The sequence below is a fragment of the Actinomycetospora succinea genome (assembly GCF_004363095.1).
Lineage (GTDB): Bacteria > Actinomycetota > Actinomycetes > Mycobacteriales > Pseudonocardiaceae > Actinomycetospora > Actinomycetospora succinea.
Window position 1 is genome coordinate 191,449 of sequence record NZ_SNYO01000004.1, and the last position, 15,377, is coordinate 206,825.

At 75.0% G+C, this 15,377-nt stretch carries 16 protein-coding genes and 1 pseudogene; 11 read left to right on the top strand and 6 right to left on the bottom strand.

The window, feature by feature from the left end:
• The first annotated feature begins 125 nt into the window (after positions 1-125).
• The gene (locus EV188_RS16055) at positions 126-1,748 is read left to right on the top strand and encodes an AMP-binding protein (protein ID WP_133827293.1); all 1,623 of its coding nucleotides are present in this window, start codon (positions 126-128) and stop codon (positions 1,746-1,748) included.
• On the opposite strand, the gene EV188_RS16060 is transcribed toward EV188_RS16055, so the two are convergent.
• Together EV188_RS16060 and EV188_RS16065 are read right to left on the bottom strand one after the other, a co-directional pair.
• Entirely contained in the window at positions 1,717-2,895 is a 1,179-nt protein-coding gene (locus EV188_RS16060; protein WP_133827294.1) for a cation:proton antiporter, read from the bottom strand. The two genes, EV188_RS16055 and EV188_RS16060, sit on opposite strands and share 32 nt — an antisense overlap.
• A gap of 1 nt (position 2,896) precedes the next feature.
• Positions 2,897-3,379, bottom strand: coding sequence for a cation:proton antiporter regulatory subunit (locus tag EV188_RS16065; protein WP_133827295.1), 483 nt, complete (start codon positions 3,377-3,379; stop codon positions 2,897-2,899).
• Between the two features lie 259 nt (positions 3,380-3,638).
• Between EV188_RS16065 and EV188_RS16070 the strand changes: the two genes are divergently transcribed.
• Positions 3,639-5,744, top strand: coding sequence for an HNH endonuclease signature motif containing protein (locus EV188_RS16070; RefSeq protein ID WP_133827296.1), 2,106 nt, complete (start codon positions 3,639-3,641; stop codon positions 5,742-5,744).
• A 5-nt stretch (positions 5,745-5,749) separates the two neighbouring features.
• Here EV188_RS16070 and dapD read toward each other — a convergent pair whose 3' ends face one another.
• A complete protein-coding gene (dapD, locus tag EV188_RS16075; protein WP_133827297.1) occupies positions 5,750-6,736 on the bottom strand; it encodes a 2,3,4,5-tetrahydropyridine-2,6-dicarboxylate N-succinyltransferase in 987 nt (328 codons plus the stop codon).
• 39 nt (positions 6,737-6,775) lie between these two features.
• Here dapD and EV188_RS16080 point away from each other — a divergent pair, with 39 nt between their 5' ends.
• Both EV188_RS16080 and dapE read left to right on the top strand, forming a co-directional pair.
• Complete coding sequence (locus EV188_RS16080; RefSeq protein ID WP_166659920.1) at positions 6,776-7,402, top strand: DUF1275 family protein; 627 nt, start codon at positions 6,776-6,778, stop codon at positions 7,400-7,402.
• Positions 7,403-7,451: 49 nt separating this feature from the next.
• Positions 7,452-8,531: a succinyl-diaminopimelate desuccinylase gene (gene dapE / locus EV188_RS16085; RefSeq protein WP_133827299.1), complete on the top strand. Its 1,080-nt coding sequence runs from the start codon at positions 7,452-7,454 to the stop codon at positions 8,529-8,531.
• Between the two features lie 80 nt (positions 8,532-8,611).
• Here dapE and wrbA read toward each other — a convergent pair whose 3' ends face one another.
• Positions 8,612-9,241, bottom strand: coding sequence for an NAD(P)H:quinone oxidoreductase (gene wrbA, locus EV188_RS16090; RefSeq protein WP_133827300.1), 630 nt, complete (start codon positions 9,239-9,241; stop codon positions 8,612-8,614).
• 129 nt (positions 9,242-9,370) lie between these two features.
• On the opposite strand from wrbA, the gene EV188_RS16095 reads away from it, so the two are divergent.
• Both EV188_RS16095 and EV188_RS16100 read left to right on the top strand, forming a co-directional pair.
• Positions 9,371-10,150, top strand: a complete 780-nt coding sequence (locus tag EV188_RS16095; RefSeq protein ID WP_133827301.1) for an LOG family protein — start codon at positions 9,371-9,373, stop codon at positions 10,148-10,150.
• A complete protein-coding gene (locus EV188_RS16100) occupies positions 10,147-10,728 on the top strand; it encodes an LOG family protein (protein WP_133827302.1) in 582 nt (193 codons plus the stop codon). The genes EV188_RS16095 and EV188_RS16100 overlap by 4 nt, the downstream gene beginning before the upstream one ends.
• On the opposite strand, the gene EV188_RS16105 is transcribed toward EV188_RS16100, so the two are convergent.
• Together EV188_RS16105 and folP are read right to left on the bottom strand one after the other, a co-directional pair.
• Positions 10,675-11,436, bottom strand: a complete 762-nt coding sequence (locus EV188_RS16105) for a dihydrofolate reductase family protein (RefSeq protein ID WP_133827303.1) — start codon at positions 11,434-11,436, stop codon at positions 10,675-10,677. The two genes, EV188_RS16100 and EV188_RS16105, sit on opposite strands and share 54 nt — an antisense overlap.
• Entirely contained in the window at positions 11,436-12,326 is an 891-nt protein-coding gene (gene folP / locus EV188_RS16110) for a dihydropteroate synthase (RefSeq protein WP_133827304.1), read from the bottom strand. The genes EV188_RS16105 and folP overlap by 1 nt, the downstream gene beginning before the upstream one ends.
• A 52-nt stretch (positions 12,327-12,378) precedes the next feature.
• Between folP and EV188_RS16115 the strand changes: the two genes are divergently transcribed.
• The 5 genes and pseudogenes from EV188_RS16115 (at position 12,379) to EV188_RS16135 (ending at position 15,258) form a co-directional block, all read left to right on the top strand.
• Entirely contained in the window at positions 12,379-13,326 is a 948-nt protein-coding gene (locus tag EV188_RS16115) for a glucosyl-3-phosphoglycerate synthase (protein ID WP_133827305.1), read from the top strand.
• A 74-nt stretch (positions 13,327-13,400) separates the two neighbouring features.
• Positions 13,401-13,679, top strand: a pseudogene (locus EV188_RS32620) (DivIVA domain-containing protein); the annotation flags it as partial.
• 172 nt (positions 13,680-13,851) lie between these two features.
• On the top strand, positions 13,852-14,313 hold the full coding sequence (locus EV188_RS16125; RefSeq protein WP_133827307.1) for an SRPBCC family protein: 462 nt from the start codon (positions 13,852-13,854) through the stop codon (positions 14,311-14,313).
• Positions 14,314-14,321: 8 nt separating this feature from the next.
• Positions 14,322-14,939, top strand: a complete 618-nt coding sequence (locus EV188_RS16130) for a DNA-3-methyladenine glycosylase I (RefSeq protein WP_279536747.1) — start codon at positions 14,322-14,324, stop codon at positions 14,937-14,939.
• A gap of 151 nt (positions 14,940-15,090) precedes the next feature.
• Positions 15,091-15,258, top strand: coding sequence for a DUF3117 domain-containing protein (locus tag EV188_RS16135; RefSeq protein WP_133827309.1), 168 nt, complete (start codon positions 15,091-15,093; stop codon positions 15,256-15,258).
• Positions 15,259-15,377: the final 119 nt, after the last annotated feature.

Below are 15,377 nucleotides of genomic sequence, written 5' to 3' on the forward strand. Positions count from 1 at the left end.
CCGCCGTCGGGTTCGCCGCGGCTGCACGCGTGTGGGCCGATCGGACGGTCGGCACCCACGTCGCGTGACACGGCTCACCGCGGCGAGCACCGTGGTCCCCGGACGGACGAGCGAAGGGGACCGTGATGGCCACGATCGGTGTGGACGAGGCGTCGTACCGCAGCGGTGACACCTCGGCGCCGCTGTCCGAGCAGACGATCGGGGACGCGCTGCGGGAGGCGGCGGCCGCGGCTCCCGACCGTCGCGCCGTCGTCGAGGGCGCGCCCGGCCCCGGGCCGCTGCGGACGCTGACCTACGGCGAGCTGCTGGGGCGCGCCGAAGCCGTCGCCCGCGCCCTGCTGGGCCGGTTCCGGCCGGGCGAGCACGTGGCCGTGTGGTCGGGCAACTCGCTGGAGTGGATCGAGCTCGAGTACGGGGCGGCGCTCGCCGGGCTGGTGCTCGTCACCGCCAACCCGGCCTACCAGGCCGGCGAGATCGCCTACGTGCTGCGCCAGTCGCGCAGCGCTGGCCTGTTCCACGTCGCGAGCCACCGCGGCAACCCGATGGCCGACATCGTCGCCGAGGTCCGCGACGACCTGCCCGACCTGCGCGAGGTCGTCGACCTGGCCGACTTCGACGCGTTCGTGGCTGGCGGCGACCCGGAGCAGGAGCTGCCCTCGGTGCGCCCCGACGACCGGGTCCAGATCCAGTACACGTCGGGCACCACCGGGTTCCCCAAGGGCGTGCTGCTGCGCCACCACGCGATGCTCGAGAACGCCCGCCTGACCCTGCAGCGGATGAGCGTCGGCCCGGGCGACGTGTGCGTGTGGCCGATGCCGCTGTTCCACACCGCGGGCTGCGGGATGGGGGTGCTCGGCACGCTCACGACGGGCGCGACGATCGTCTACCTCACGGTGTTCGACCCGGCGCTGCAGCTGGCGCTGATCGAGTCGCAGCGTGCCACGATCTCCGGCGGCGTCCCGACGATGCTCATCGCCCTGCTCGCCCACCCCGACCTCGCGACCCGCGACACCTCCTCGCTGCGCTGCCTGTTCGCCGGCGGGTCGCCGGTGCCGCCGGAGGTGGGCCGCGAGGTCGAGGCGCGGATCGGCGGCCGGATGTCGATCGTCTTCGGCACCACCGAGACCGCCCCGATCGTCACCGCCACCGCGCCCGACGACTCTGACGACGTCCGCCTCGGCACGCTCGGGTCGCCGCTCCCGCACACCGAGGTCAAGATCGCCGACCCGGTCGGCGGCGAGGCCGTGCCCGTCGGCACCGTCGGCGAGCTCTGCGTGCGCGGCTACCTCGTCATGGAGGGCTACTACGCCCGCCCCGAGGCGACCGCCGCCGTGCTCGACGCGGCCGGCTGGTACCACACCGGCGACCTCGCCTCGATGGACCGGGCGGGCACGCTGCGCGTCGAGGGCCGGATCAAGGACATGATCATCCGGGGCGGCGAGAACATCTACCCCCGCGAGATCGAGGAGCTGCTCCAGGGCCACCCCGCCGTCGCCGAGGTCGCGGTCGTCGGGTGCCCCGACCCGCACTGGGGCGAGACGGTCGCCGCGTTCGTGCGCCCCGCGGCCGACGCCGTCCCGACCGGCGAGGAGCTGCACGCCTGGTGCCGGGCGCACCTCGCCGCGTTCAAGACGCCCGCGAGCTGGCACCTCGTCGACGTCATGCCCGTGACCGCGTCCGGGAAGATCCGCAAGAACGTGCTGCGCGACCGGCTGGTCACGAGGGAGACGGACGCAGCCGACGCGTGACCGCCGCGTGCACCGGTTCGACGACGCGCGCGGCGACCGGGCCCAGGACGGCCATGAGCAGCACGTACGTCGTCGCCAGCGGAGCGAGGCCGGGGTCGACGGACCCGGTGGTCAGCGCGAGCCCCGCGATGACGATCGAGAACTCCCCGCGCGCGACGAGCACCGCGCCCGCGCGCCACCGTCCCAGGCGCCCGACCCCGATCTGGCGCGCCGCGAACCAGCCGGCGGCGACCTTCGTGGCCGTCGACACGATCGCCAGTGCGATCGCCGCCGGCAGCACGGCGGGGATCTGCGCGGGGTCGGTGTTGAGCCCGAACACCACGAAGAACACGGCGGCGAACAGGTCGCGCAGCGGGGCGAGCACGCGCGTGGCGCTCTCGGCGGTGTCCTCGGAGATCGCGATCCCGAGCAGGAACGCGCCGACGCCCGCGGAGACCTGCAGCTGCGAGGCGATGCCGGCGACCAGCAGCGCGATGCCGAACACCCGCAGCAGGAACACCTCGGAGGTCGGCGACTCGACGACCGCCGACACCACCCGGCCGAACCGCAGCGCCACCACGAGCACGACGACGAGCAGCGCCAGCGCGATCGCGACCGTGCGCAGGCCGGCGACGAAGCCGAGCGCGGCGAGGGCGGCCGTGGTGATCGGCAGGTAGAGGGCCATCGCGAGGTCCTCCATGACGAGGACCGAGAGCACGGCGGGCGTCTCGCGGTTGCCGAGGCGCCCCAGCTCCTCGAGCAGCTTCGCGACGATCCCGGACGACGACACCCACGTCACGCCGGCCATCGCGAGCGCGCCGAGCGGGCCCCACCCGAGGATCAGCGCGGTGACCGCGCCCGGCGCGGCGTTGAGCACCATGTCGACGACCCCGGCGAGCCACGACCGGCGCAGGCCGCCGACCAGGTCGGACGCCGAGTACTCGAGCCCGAGGAGCAGGAGCAGCAGCACCACCCCGACCTCGCTCGCGAGGCCCGTGAACGGCTCGATGCCCTCGAGCGGCAGCAGCCCGCCCGAGCCGAACGCCAGCCCGCCGAGCAGGTAGAGCGGGACCGGCGAGATGCCCAGGCGCCCGGCGAGCCGCCCGAGCACGCCGAGACCGAAGAACAGCGCGCCCAGCTCGATCAGCGAGAGGGCGGTGGTGTGCAGGTCAGCCGTCCTCGAGGATCGACGCGGCCTGCCCCAGCCCCTCGCCGGTGCCGACCACGACGACGAGGTCGCCGGCGCGGAACACGAACTCCGGGCCCGGCGAGGGCGACACGACGTGGTCGCGCACGACGGCGACGATCGAGGTGCTGGTGCGCGTGCGCATCGCGGTGTCGCCCAGCGTGCGCCCGTCGTAGGGCGACCCGGCGCCGACCGGGAACTGCGCGGTGCTGATGCCCTCGACCTCGCGCTGCTGGTCCTGCAGCTGCGCGACGAGGTTCGGCGCGCCCAGCAGCGTGCCCAGGGCCTGGCCCTCCGCGTCGGACAGGGCCACCGACGCGCTGCAGGCGTCCGGGTCCTCCCGCGCGGAGACGAGCAGCTCGCGGTGACCGTCGCGGTGGGTCAGGACCCCGATCCGCCGTCCGGACGCGGTGTCGAACTCCTGCTTCGTGCCGATGCCGGGCAGACGAGTGATCTCGACGTCCACACGCCCACCCTACGAGTCAGGGTCGCGGGGCGCCGTGCGCAGGGGTGGTCCCGGCGATCTCCGTGAGGGCCCGGCCGAGGACGTCGGAGGGGCGGGTGACCCCGAGCGTGAACTCGCTCGCGAGGACGTCGTGCGGTCGGCCCGACCCGCCCCGAAGGAGAGGCCCGAGCGGATCGTTACCGTTCCGTGACCTGCTGTGGGGCTTTGTCCTGGGGTTTCTCGGGCGGCGTTGTCGGGGGTCGGTCCTAGCGTTCTTCCCGTGAGCGTGGAGCAGGATCAGCGGCCCGGGCTGGTGGCCCGGTTGGCTGGTCGTGCTCCCGACGCCGATCTTCATGCGCTGTTGGACACGGTCGATCCGAGCACCTTGGACGGCCCGGAGCTGGCGGCGTTCGTGCGGGCCCGGTTCGCGGTGCACAACCGCGCCGAGGCCCAGCTGCTGGCCGGGCTGCGGGAGCTGGGGATGGCCACCGAGGACGCCGAGGGGCGCCCGCGGCGGTTGCCGAGCTCGGACGAGTTCTCCGGCGACGAGGTCGCCGCCGTGCTGGGGTGTGCGCGCACCACCGCGTCGCGGCGCCTGGAGCTGGCCGAGGACCTGTTCTGCCGGTTGCCGGTGCTGGGTGAGGCGTTGTGGTCGGGCACGCTCGACGAGCCGAAGGTCCGCGCGATCAGCGAGGGCGTGGCCGACCTGTCCGAGGACCACGCCCGGCTCGCGGTGGCCGAGGTGCTGCCCGAGGCGGCCGGCATGCCGGTGATGGCGCTGCGGGAGCGGCTCAGCGAGGTCGTGGTGGCGATCGACCCGGACTGGGCGGAGCGGCGACGGAAGCGGGCGGAGGCGCGGGGGCGGGTGGGGTTGGTGTGCAACCCGTCAGGGACGGAGACGTTGTCGCTGGCCGATGCGCCCGCGGCGGACGGGATCGCGTCGATGGCGCGGGTGGAGGCCCTGGCCGCGCAGGTGCGCGGGCAGGGAGTGCTGATCCCGATCAACCAGCTGCGCCTGCAGGTCGGCACTCGTCTGCTCGACGGCTCCACCGCCGGGATGACCGACGACGACCTCGTGGCCCTGCTCGCCGCCGAGTACCACGCCCTCCAGCGCCCCGACGACCCCGACGACCCCGACGACCCCGACGACGGCGGGCCCGATCACGGACCTGACGACCGGCCGGACAACGGGCCGGACGGTGGCGGGCCGGACGACGGCGGGCCGGTTGATGGACCGCACGAGAGTGGCCCCGAGGACGACAGCGCTGACGACGAGGCTGACGACGAGGCTGACGGCGAGGCTGACGGCGAGGCGGACGACGAGGCCGGCCACGAGACCGGGAGCGGTCGTCACGACCTCGAGCTGTCGGTGCCGGCGCCGGGCTCACCCGACGCCCAGGGCGCCGTGGACCTCCCTGGCCTGCCCGGCGTGCCCGGCCTGTCCGGCGAGCCGGAGCAGGAGCCGGAGCGGCGGGACGGGCGGTTGCGGCACGGCACCGTCGAGGTCCGGCTCCGCCTGTCCACCGCGCTCGGGCTCGACGAGCATCCCGCCAGCGTGCCCGGCTACGGCGCGGTCACTGCCGCCGTGGCGCGCGACCTCGTCCACGCCCGTCACCACGGCGAATGGCGCGTCGTGCTCGTCGACGGCGACGGGCACCTCCACCACGTCCTGCTCGCCCGCAGCCGACCAGCCGGCCCCCGCACGCGGGGGCGAGCACCGGGCGCGACCCGGACCGGCGCGATCGTCGAACTCCAGGTTCCGACGACGCTGCTCGCCGCCCTGAACCCGTACGACCACCCTCCCTGGGCGCCGCTGCTCGCCGAGCTCCGGCAGCGCGTTGCCGCGCTGCAGCGCGACGGCGCGCTGGGGACGCCTCCGGACGCGGGCAGCGGGCCCGATCAGTGGCGACGCCGCCGGCCCGGCGCCGAAGCCGACCGCTGGACCCGCGCCCGCGACCGGCACTGCGTCGTGCCGTGGTGCCGTCGCGCCGCCCACCGCGCCGAGATCGACCACACCCGCGACCACGGGCGCGGCGGCCCCACCGTGACCTGGAACCTCGGCGCCTGGTGCACCCACGATCACCGCGTCAAGCACCTCGCCGGCTGGCACGTGCGCCAGCCGATCCCGGGCTGGTTCGTCATCCGGACCCGCGCCGGGCTCATCTACACGACCGGGCCCCCGCGCATCCTGCGGTCGCTCCCCGCCCCGAGCCCTGCGGATCGACCGCGACCGCTGCCCGACGACGGCTGGCCCGACCACGCCACCGACAGCGAGCACCTGGACGACTGGCGACGGCGCTTCACCGCCACCGTCGGTGGGAGGACGACCCGACCCGCGTCGACGCCGCCGGTCGACCACGCCCTCGGTGACCCACCCCCGTTCTGAGGGGATCAGTCGTTCGCGTGCAGCGCCGCGTTGAGCTCGACCTTCGCGCCCTCGGTGCGCGGCAGGGCGTGCACGGTGCCGCTGACGGAGTCGCGGCGCAGCAGGAGCCCGGAGCGCCCGGAGAGCTCGGCGGCCTTGACGACGCTCCCGTCGTCCAGCGTCACGCGGGTGCCCGCGGTGACGTAGAGGCCGGCCTCGACGACGCAGTCGTCGCCGAGGGAGATCCCGATGCCGGCGTTGGCCCCGAGCAGGCAGCGCTCGCCGATCGAGATGACCTCCTTGCCGCCGCCGGAGAGCGTCCCCATGATCGACGCGCCGCCGCCGACGTCGGAGCCGTCGCCGACCACGACGCCGCCGGAGATACGCCCCTCGACCATCGAGGTGCCGAGCGTGCCGGCGTTGAAGTTGACGAAGCCCTCGTGCATCACGGTGGTGCCGCTGGCCAGGTGCGCGCCGAGGCGCACGCGGTCGGCGTCGCCGATCCGCACGCCCGTGGGGATCACGTAGTCGACCATGCGCGGGAACTTGTCGACCGAGTACACGGTGACCGGACCGCGGGCCCGCAGCCGGGCGCGGACGCGCTCGAACTCCGGCACCGGGCAGGGGCCGTGGTTGGTCCACACGACGTTGGCGAGGTGGCCGAAGATGCCGGTGAGGTCGACGCCGTGGGGCCGGACCAGGCGGTGCGAGATGAGGTGCAGCCGCAGGTAGGCGTCGTAGGCCGACGCGGGCGGGCCGGTGAGGTCGGCGACGGTGCGCACGGCGACGACCTCGACGCCGCGGGCCTCGTCGGTGCCGAGCGCCTCGACCAGGGAGGGCTCGAGCTCGCCGGCCGGCACGACGACGGTGCCCGGCTCCTCGGCCATGCCGTCCGCCGCGTCCGAGAGCTCGGGCAGCGGATACCAGGTGTCGAGGACGGTGCCGTCGAGGGCCACGGTGGCGAGGCCGACGCCGACGGCGCGGGAGGAACGCGGGGCAGCGGGAGTGCTCATCGTGCGCCAGGCTATCGGCCGCCCACTCCTGGAGGTCAGGTGACCGAGCGCGCCGCGTCGCGGGTCGCGACCGCGTCGACGCTGCTCGCGGCGGCGTCCGGCGTCGTCGACCTGTGGGCCGTGACGAGCCTCGGCGGGCCGTTCGCCGGCGTCGTGACCGGCAACCTCGTCACCGTCGGCGGCGCGGCCGGCCGCGGGGACGCGACCGCGGTGTGGCCGCCGCTGGTGGCCGTGCTCGGGTTCGCGGCCGGGGTGGCGGTCTGGTCGTTCGCCTGGCGGCGCCGATCCGAGGCCGTCGGTGCCCCGCTGGTCGTCGAGCTGGTCGTCCTGGGGGTGCTGGCGGGGGCCTGGGCCGTGCCGGGGGTGCCGACGCTGGTGCTGCTGGCGGTGGCCGCCGCCGCGATGGGTGGGCAGAGCAGCACCGCGCTGCGGCTGGGGGAGTCCACGACCTACCTGACGGGCACGCTGACCGGGGCGATGGCGGCGCTCGTCGCCGGCGGCCCGCGGGGGCGGATCGTCGCGCTCAAGCAGCTGGCGGCGGTGCTGGTCGGCGCGGCGGTGGCGGCGCTGGTGCTCGGGGTGCTCCCGTGGGCGGTGCCCGTGCTCGCCGTGGTGCTCGTGGCGGGCGCGCTCGTCGTGCTCGGACGCCGTCCCGCCGCTCGATGAGACGAGCCCTCACTCCAGCAGACCGACCACCCGGTTAGCCTCGGGCGGCGTGAGCGCTCCTCCCGTCACCCTCGACCTGCTGGCCGACCCCGTGTCGCTGACCGCGGCACTGGTCGACGTGCCGAGCGTGTCCGGGAACGAGGAGGCGCTCGCCGACGCCGTGCAGGCCGCGCTGGCGAGCCAGGCGCCGCACCTGGAGCTGCTGCGCTCGGGGCAGGCCGTCCTCGCCCGCACCCGCCTGGGACGCCCGCGCCGGGTGCTGCTCGCCGGGCACCTGGACACGGTGCCGATCGCCGACAACGTCCCCTCGCGCCGCGACGGCGGCACCCTCTACGGCTGCGGGACGAGCGACATGAAGTCCGGGGTGGCGGTGATGACCCACCTCGCCGCCGCGGTCACCGAGCCCGCCCACGACGTCACGCTCGTGCTCTACGACTGCGAGGAGATCGAGTCGGCGCGCAACGGCCTCGGGCGCCTCGAGCGTGAGCACCGCGACTGGCTCGACGCCGACCTCGCGCTGCTCGGCGAGCCGACGTCCGGGCAGGTCGAGGCGGGGTGCCAGGGGACGCTCCGCGTGGTGGTGGGCACGGGGGGCCGGCGGGCGCACTCGGCGCGCTCGTGGCTCGGCGAGAACGCGATCCACGCCGCGGCGCCGGTGCTGGCGCGGCTGGCGGCGTACGAGGCGCGCGAGGTCGACATCGACGGCTGCCGCTACCGCGAGGGCCTGCAGGCCGTGAGGATCGCGGGCGGCGTGGCCGGCAACGTCGTGCCCGACGCCTGCGAGGTGACCGTCAACTTCCGCTTCGCGCCCGACCGCACCCTCGACGACGCCCGCGCGCACGTTGCCGACGTCTTCGCGGGCTTCGCGCTCACCGAGACCGACGCGGCCCCGGGCGCGCTGCCGGGGCTGGCGGCGCCGGCGGCGGCCGGCTTCGTCGCGGCGACCGGCACCGTGCCCGTCGCCAAGTACGGGTGGACCGACGTCGCCCGCTTCGCCGCGCTCGGCATCCCGGCCCTGAACTTCGGCCCCGGCGACCCGAACCTCGCCCACACCCGCGAGGAGTCGGTGCCGGTCGGCGCGATCTCCGAGGCGTGCGACGTCCTGCGCACCTACCTCACGCGCGCCTGAGCCCGTCCCGTTCCGAGCGAAGGGCACCTTCGCTCGGATAGATCGAGCGAAGGTGCCCTTCGGTCAGGACCGGGCGAGCCTCAGATCGCGGCGACCTCGGCACGGCCGGCGACGAGCTGGCGCGTCACCGTCGCGATGCGCTGGCCGGCGTACTGCGTGGCCTGGCGCGTCTCCTCGGAGATCGGGATGGAGCCCTGGCCGTCGACGTGCGACGGGCCGTAGGGGTTGCCGACCTGGAACTGGATCGGGTCGGTGTAGCCCGGGGTCACGGTCACGCCGCCGAAGTGGTGGAACGTGTTGTAGAGCGCGAGCAGCGTCGACTCCTGCCCGCCGTGGGCGGTCGAGGTCGAGGTGAACCCCGAGTAGACCTTGTCGGCGAGCTGGCCCTGCGCCCACTGCGGGCCGAGGGTGTCGATGAACTGCTTGAGCTGCGCGGCCACGTTGCCGTAGCGGGTGGGCGTGCCGAACACGACGGCGTCGGCCCACAGCACGTCGTCCGCGGTGGCCTCGGGGACGTCCGCGGTGGCCTCGGCGTGGGCGGCCCACGCCTCGTTCGACGCGATGGCCTCCGGCGGCGCCAGCTCGTGCACCTTGCGCAGGCGCACCTCGGCGCCCGCACCCTCCAGGCCCTTCGCGTACTCCAAGGCCAGCGAGTGGATGGTGCCGGTCGAGCTGTAGTAGATGATCGCGACCTTGGGCGTGACCGCCACGGTGGTGCCTCCTGAGGAGAAGTTCGTCTTTCAACCAGGGCGTGCCACGCCCCGCGACGTCGCAAACCGTGAACCGCTGTGAACCCCGTGGTCCGGCCCCGTTCGGGTCGGGCTCCTACGCTCGACGGCATGCTCCACGACGACCCGGCGGGCCAGGACGCGACGGCGCCCCGCCCGACGACCATCGACCGCCGTCGCCCGGAGCACCGCGACCCGGCCCGGCTGAGCTCGACCACCGACCAGCGCCTGCTCGACTCGCGCGGCCCGATCGACTGGGTGCACTCCGACGCGTGGCGCCTGCAGCGCATCCAGGCGGAGTTCGTCGAGGGCTTCAGCGTCCTCGCCGAGATCCCGCGCGCGGTCACCGTGTTCGGGTCGGCCCGCACGCCCCGCGAGCACCCCGACTACGCCCTCGGCATGGAGCTGGGCGGGGCGCTGGTCCGTGCCGGCTACGCCGTCATCACCGGCGGCGGCCCGGGCGCGATGGAGGCCGCCAACCGCGGCGCATCCGAGGCCGGCGGGCTCTCGGTGGGCCTGGGCATCGAGCTGCCGTTCGAGCAGGGGCTCAACCCCTGGGTCGACCTCGGCGTCGGGTTCCGCTACTTCTTCGCCCGCAAGACGATGTTCGTCAAGTACGCCCAGGCGTTCGTATGCCTGCCCGGCGGCTTCGGGACGCTCGACGAGCTGTTCGAGGCGCTGGTGCTCGTGCAGACCGGCAAGGTCACCCGATTCCCCGTGGTCCTGCTCGGCACCGCCTACTGGAGCGGTCTGCTCGAGTGGCTGAAGGGGCCCGCCGTCGAGGCCGGGACGATCAGCCCGCGCGACGTCGACCTCATCCACCTCACCGACGACATCGACGAGGTCGTGAAGATCGTCGAGGAGGGCTTCCGCGAGGTCGTCGGTTCATGAGGCCGCTCGCGGTCTGCGTGTTCTGTGCGTCGGGGCCCGTCCCCGAGCCCGCGATCGCGCTGGCCGGCGAGGTCGGCGCGGCGATCGCGGCGCGCGGCTGGAGCCTCGTCTCCGGCGGCGGGCGCGTGTCGATGATGGGCGCCGTCGCCCGGGCCGCGCGCGAGGGCGGGGCACGGACGGTCGGCGTCATCCCCGAGGCGCTGGTGGAGCGTGAGGTCGCCGACGACCAGGCCGACGAGCTCGTCGTCGTCGCCGACATGCGCACCCGCAAGGGCGAGATGGACGCGCGCAGCGACGCGATGCTCGCCCTGCCCGGCGGGCTCGGCACGCTCGAGGAGCTGTTCGAGGCCTGGACGTCGGGGTACCTGCGCATGCACGACAAGCCCGTCGTCGTGCTCGATCCCGACGGGTTCTACGACCCGCTGTTCACCTGGCTGGAGAGCCTCGTCGGGACCGGGTTCGTGTCCGCCCGCGGGATGGCGGGCGTCGTGCGCGCCACCACGGTCGACGGGGCCCTGGACGCCCTAGCGTCGCCGGAGGTAGCGCACCAGCAGCGTGCCGTCGTCGACCAGCAGTGACCCGACGTCGAACGCGGCGGGCGGGCTGAGCGCCTCGTCGGTGCGCGCCATCCGTGCGGCCTGCCCGGCGACGGCGAACGGCGCGTAGCTCAGCCGGATCTCGTCGACGAGGTCGCGCGCGAGCAGCGTCCCGACGATCCCGGGCCCGCCCTCGCAGTCGATCCGGCGCAGCCCCCGCGCGGCGAGCTGCGCGACCGCGTCGGCGAGGTCGACGTCCTCGTCACCGGCGACGAGCAACTCGGCGCCCGCGTCCTCCCACGCCTGCCGCTTCGCCGCGCCGGCCGCCGACGTGACCACGATCGACGGGACCGCGACGTCGACGAGGCTCGTGGCGTCGGGCGGCAGCGACCCGGACGTGACCAGCGCCAGCGGGGCCACCGGCGCGAGGCCGTGGCGGGCGCGGCGCGCGGCGGTCGCGGTGTCCGGGCGCAGGCCGGGGTAGTCCTCGGCGACCGCGGTCCCGGCGCCGAGCAGCACGACGTCGGCGAGGTCGTGGGCCAGCGCGAACACCCGCCGGTCGGCCGGCGTCGAGAGCCCCCTCGACCGGCCCTCGACCTCGATGCCGCCGTCGAGGGAGCTGACAAAGTTCACCGCGAGCCAGGAGTCCCGGACCGAAGAACCAGCGGGGTAGGTGTAGAGCTCCTCGAGCCCGGCGTCGTCGAGCACTGGGTCGACTCCGGGGGCCGGCAGCGGCCAGACCCGGTGCATCACGTCCAGCGTTCCGCGCGCGACGGGGGCCGGTCGCCGAGCACGCTCGCGACCATCTCCAGGGTCTGGCGGGTCTCCTCGACCTGGTGGGCGCGCACCATCGTCACCCCGGCCGCCGCGGCCAGCGCCGTCGCGGCGAGCGTGCCCGTCAGGCGCCCGTGCAGCGGCACGTCGAGGGTCTCGCCGACGACGCCCTTGTTGGACATCGCGAGCAGCACCGGCGTCCCCGTCGCCACGAGGCGCGGCAGGCCGCGGAGCACCTCGAGGCTCTGCCGGGTGTTCTTGCCGAAGTCGATGGTGGGGTCGAGCAGGAGGCCCTCGCGCGGCACGCCGGCGGCCACGGCGCGCTCGGCCAGCGCGGTGGTGACCGCGACCACGTCGCCGACGACGTCGTCGTAGACCGGCCGAACCGGGTCGGTGCGCGGGGTGAGCCCGCCGGTGTGCGCGCAGACGTAGCCCGCCCCGTAGCGCGCGGTGACCGGCAGGATGTCCGGGTCCCAGCCCGCCCAGCTGTCGTTGACGAGGTCGGCGCCCGCGGCGAGGCAGGCCTGGGCGACCTCGGCGCGGTAGGTGTCGACGCTGATCGCGAGGTCGGGGTGCTGCTCGCGGGTCCAGGTCAGGGTGGGCAGGAGCCGGTCGAGCTCCTCGGCGACCGACACCTCGGGACCCGGGCTCGCGGGTACTCCGCCGAGGTCGACCACGTCGGCGCCGGCCGCGACCGCGTCGTCGATCGCCTTGCGGGCGTCCTCGGGCGCCCACGTGCTGCCCTGGTCGTAGAACGAGTCGGGCGTGCGGTTGACGATCGCCATGATGAGGGCGCGGTCACGGCGGAGGTGCCGACCGCGGAGCACGATGTGCGTGAGGGCGTCCTCGGCCGCGGCGCTCGCCATGCCGTCTTGATACACGATCTCCAGGGTCCCGAGACGAGGAGCAGAACGCAGCGTGAGGGCAGGCACCGAGGACTGGTTCGCCCGCCGGACGTGGGCCCGGCCGCCCTGGACCGCCGCCGGTCTGACCGTCGCGAAGGCCGGTCGCACGGTGTCGGTGGTGCTGCCGGCGCTCGACGAGGAGGCCACCGTCGGGGGCGTGGTGGCCGCCGTGCGTCCGCTGCTCGGGACGCTGGTCGACGAGCTCCTCGTCGTCGACTCGGGGTCCACCGACGCCACCGTCGCCCGGGCGCGGGAGGCCGGGGCGCGGGTGGTGGCGCGCGACGCGGTGCTGCCCGGGGTGCCGGTGCGCCCGGGCAAGGGCGAGGTGCTCTGGCGCTCGCTGGCCGCGACGTCGGGCGACCTCGTCGTCTTCCTCGACTCCGACCTCGTCGACCTCGGCCCCGACTTCGTCGTCAACCTGCTCGGACCGCTGCTCACCGTCGACGGCGTCGCGCTGGTCAAGGGCTTCTACCACCGGCCGTTGAGGCTTCCGTCTTCCGGGATGGCGGACGCCGACGCGGCGCTGACCGGCGGCGGGCGCGTCACCGAGCTCACCGCACGCCCGGCGCTCGCCGCCCTGCGCCCCGAGCTCGCCGGGGTCGTGCAGCCGCTCGGCGGCGAGTACGCCGCGACCCGCGAGCTGCTCGAGTCGCTGCCGTTCGCCGCGGGCTACGGCGTCGAGATCGGGCTGCTGCTCGACACCCACCGCGAGCGCGGGCTCGACGCCATCGCCCAGGTCGACCTCGGCGTCCGCAAGCACCGCCACCGCACCCTGCGCGCGCTGGGCGCCACGGCCGCGGAGGTGCTCGACGCCGTCGTGCGCCGCTGCGTGCCCGGGCACCCCGGCGCGGACCCGCTCACGCAGTTCGTGCCCGTCGACGGCGACTGGCTTCCCGACGAGCAGATCGTCGCCACCACCGACCGCCCGCCGCTCGCGACACTGCGCGCCACCGGGAGCTGACAGGGACCTGTCGATGGGTCGAGCTCCGCTCCGCTTCGTCTCCCTGTCGGGGTCTCCACCTACCATCGGGGCCCATGGGGAGCGCGCTGGTGTACGTGATCGTGGTCGGCCTCGTGGCCGCCGCGGTCTACCTGCTGGCGGCGTTCGTCTTCGGCCGCGGCGAGGAGCTGGCCCCGATGCCGCCCGGCGCCACGCCGACGCGGCTGCCCGCGCGCGACCTCACCGGCGGCGACGTGCGCGACCTGCGCTTCCAGCAGACCCTGCGCGGCTACAAGTGCAGCGAGGTCGACTGGGCGCTCGAGCGTCTGGCCGCCGAGGTCGACGCGCTGCGGGCGCGCGTCGACGCGATGGAGGGCGGGGAGCCCGCCCGCCCGGCCGTCGAGCCCGCCGCGGTCCTGCGGACCAACGGCACCGGGCTCGCCGACCCGACGCCCACCGACCCGACGCCCCCGGCGGGTTCGGCCGAGCGCACGTACGGACACTCAGCGTCGGCGGAACCCCTCCGCTGACGAGCAGAGGAGAGGCATGGCGCGACGAGAGATCACGCTGTCCGTGGACGTCGACGCGCCCGTCGAGACGGTCTGGCGGCAGGTCACCGACTGGGAGGCCCAGGGCGAGTGGATGCTCGGCACGTCGGTGCGGGTCACGCGCGGGGACGGCGTCAGCGTCGGCTCCGAGCTGGCCGCGACCACGGGTGTGGGGCCGCTGGGCGTCACCGACACCATGGAGATCGTCGGTTGGGACCCGCCGCACCGCGCGACCGTGCGCCACACCGGGGCCGTCGTGCGCGGCAGCGGCGTGTTCAGCGTGCTGGAGCGCCGGGGTGACGACGGGCGCGAGGCCTCGACGTTCGTGTGGAGCGAGCAGCTCGACCTGCCGCTCGGCCCCCTCGGCGCGCTGGGCTGGCCGCTGGTGAAGCCGGCGTTCGCGTGGGGCGTGCAGCGCTCGCTCGACACGTTCGCCCGGCGGTGCGAGAGCGCCCGATGACCTCCCCGGTGAGTGCGGCCGTGGTCGGTCCCGACGGGGTCGGCCGTTGCCCCTGGGGCGCCGGGGACGGGCTGCTCGCGGACTACCACGACACCGAGTGGGGCCGTGAGCTGCGCGGACGCGACGCGCTGTACGAGCGGATCAGCCTCGAGGCATTCCAGTCGGGGCTCTCGTGGCTGGTCGTGCTGCGCAAGCGCCCGGCGTTCCGGGCCGCGTTCGCCGACTTCGACCCGGAGGCGGTGGCCCGCTTCGGCGACGACGACGTCGAGCGCCTGCTCGCCGACGCCGGGATCGTCCGCAACCGCGCCAAGATCGAGGCGACGATCGCCAACGCCCGTGCCGTGCTCGGGCTCGCCGAGCGCGGCGAGGACCTCGACACGCTGCTCTGGTCGTTCGCCCCGCCCGCGCGGGAGGCGCCGCCGGTGGGCTTCGAGGACGTCCCCGCCACCACGCCGGAGTCGACCGCGATGGCCAAGGCCCTACGCGCCCGCGGCTTCCGGTTCGTGGGGCCGACGACGTGCTACGCGATGATGCAGGCCACCGGGATGGTCGACGACCACGTCGCCGGTTGCTTCCGCGCCGTGACGCCGTCGGGTGCCCCTGCGGCCGGTCGGGCGGGCGCCTGACCGGGGCGGACACGCCCGGGTGATCGCTCCGGTGTCGTGCCTGTCGGGTCCATAGGGAAGAATCGTCGCTTGTCACACGGCGCTCGCTCCCCGGCCGCCCTCTCGGGCGACACGGGGGACGAAGACGACCAGCTCGTGGAGGGAGCACGCTATGGCGGCCATGAAGCCCCGGACCGGTGACGGTCCCCTCGAGGTCACCAAGGAGGGGCGCGGCATCGTGATGCGCGTGCCTCTCGAGGGTGGGGGGCGCCTCGTCGTCGAGATGACGGCGGACGAGGCGGGCGACCTGCGAGAGGCTCTGCAGGGCGTGGTCGGCTGAGCACCCCGACCTCCGCGGGGCGGGACGGCGCCGGCCCCGCGGTCGCTGCGCAGGACGTCGCTGCGCAGTACGCGGCACCGGCGCTGCCCACCCCGCTCGCCGTCCTCACCACCGACGTC

Bases quoted from the DNA above. Each gene is read 5' to 3' on its own strand.
- EV188_RS16095 (WP_133827301.1), top strand. From the start codon at position 9,371: ATGCTCCACGACGACCCGGCGGGCCAGGACGCGACGGCGCCCCGCCCG.
- folP (WP_133827304.1), bottom strand. From the start codon at position 12,326: ATGGCGAGCGCCGCGGCCGAGGACGCCCTCACGCACATCGTGCTCCGC.
- EV188_RS16125 (WP_133827307.1), top strand. From the start codon at position 13,852: ATGGCGCGACGAGAGATCACGCTGTCCGTGGACGTCGACGCGCCCGTC.
- EV188_RS16100 (WP_133827302.1), top strand. From the start codon at position 10,147: ATGAGGCCGCTCGCGGTCTGCGTGTTCTGTGCGTCGGGGCCCGTCCCC.
- dapD (WP_133827297.1), bottom strand. From the start codon at position 6,736: ATGAGCACTCCCGCTGCCCCGCGTTCCTCCCGCGCCGTCGGCGTCGGC.
- EV188_RS16105 (WP_133827303.1), bottom strand. From the start codon at position 11,436: ATGCACCGGGTCTGGCCGCTGCCGGCCCCCGGAGTCGACCCAGTGCTC.
- EV188_RS16135 (WP_133827309.1), top strand. From the start codon at position 15,091: ATGGCGGCCATGAAGCCCCGGACCGGTGACGGTCCCCTCGAGGTCACC.
- EV188_RS16055 (WP_133827293.1), top strand. From the start codon at position 126: ATGGCCACGATCGGTGTGGACGAGGCGTCGTACCGCAGCGGTGACACC.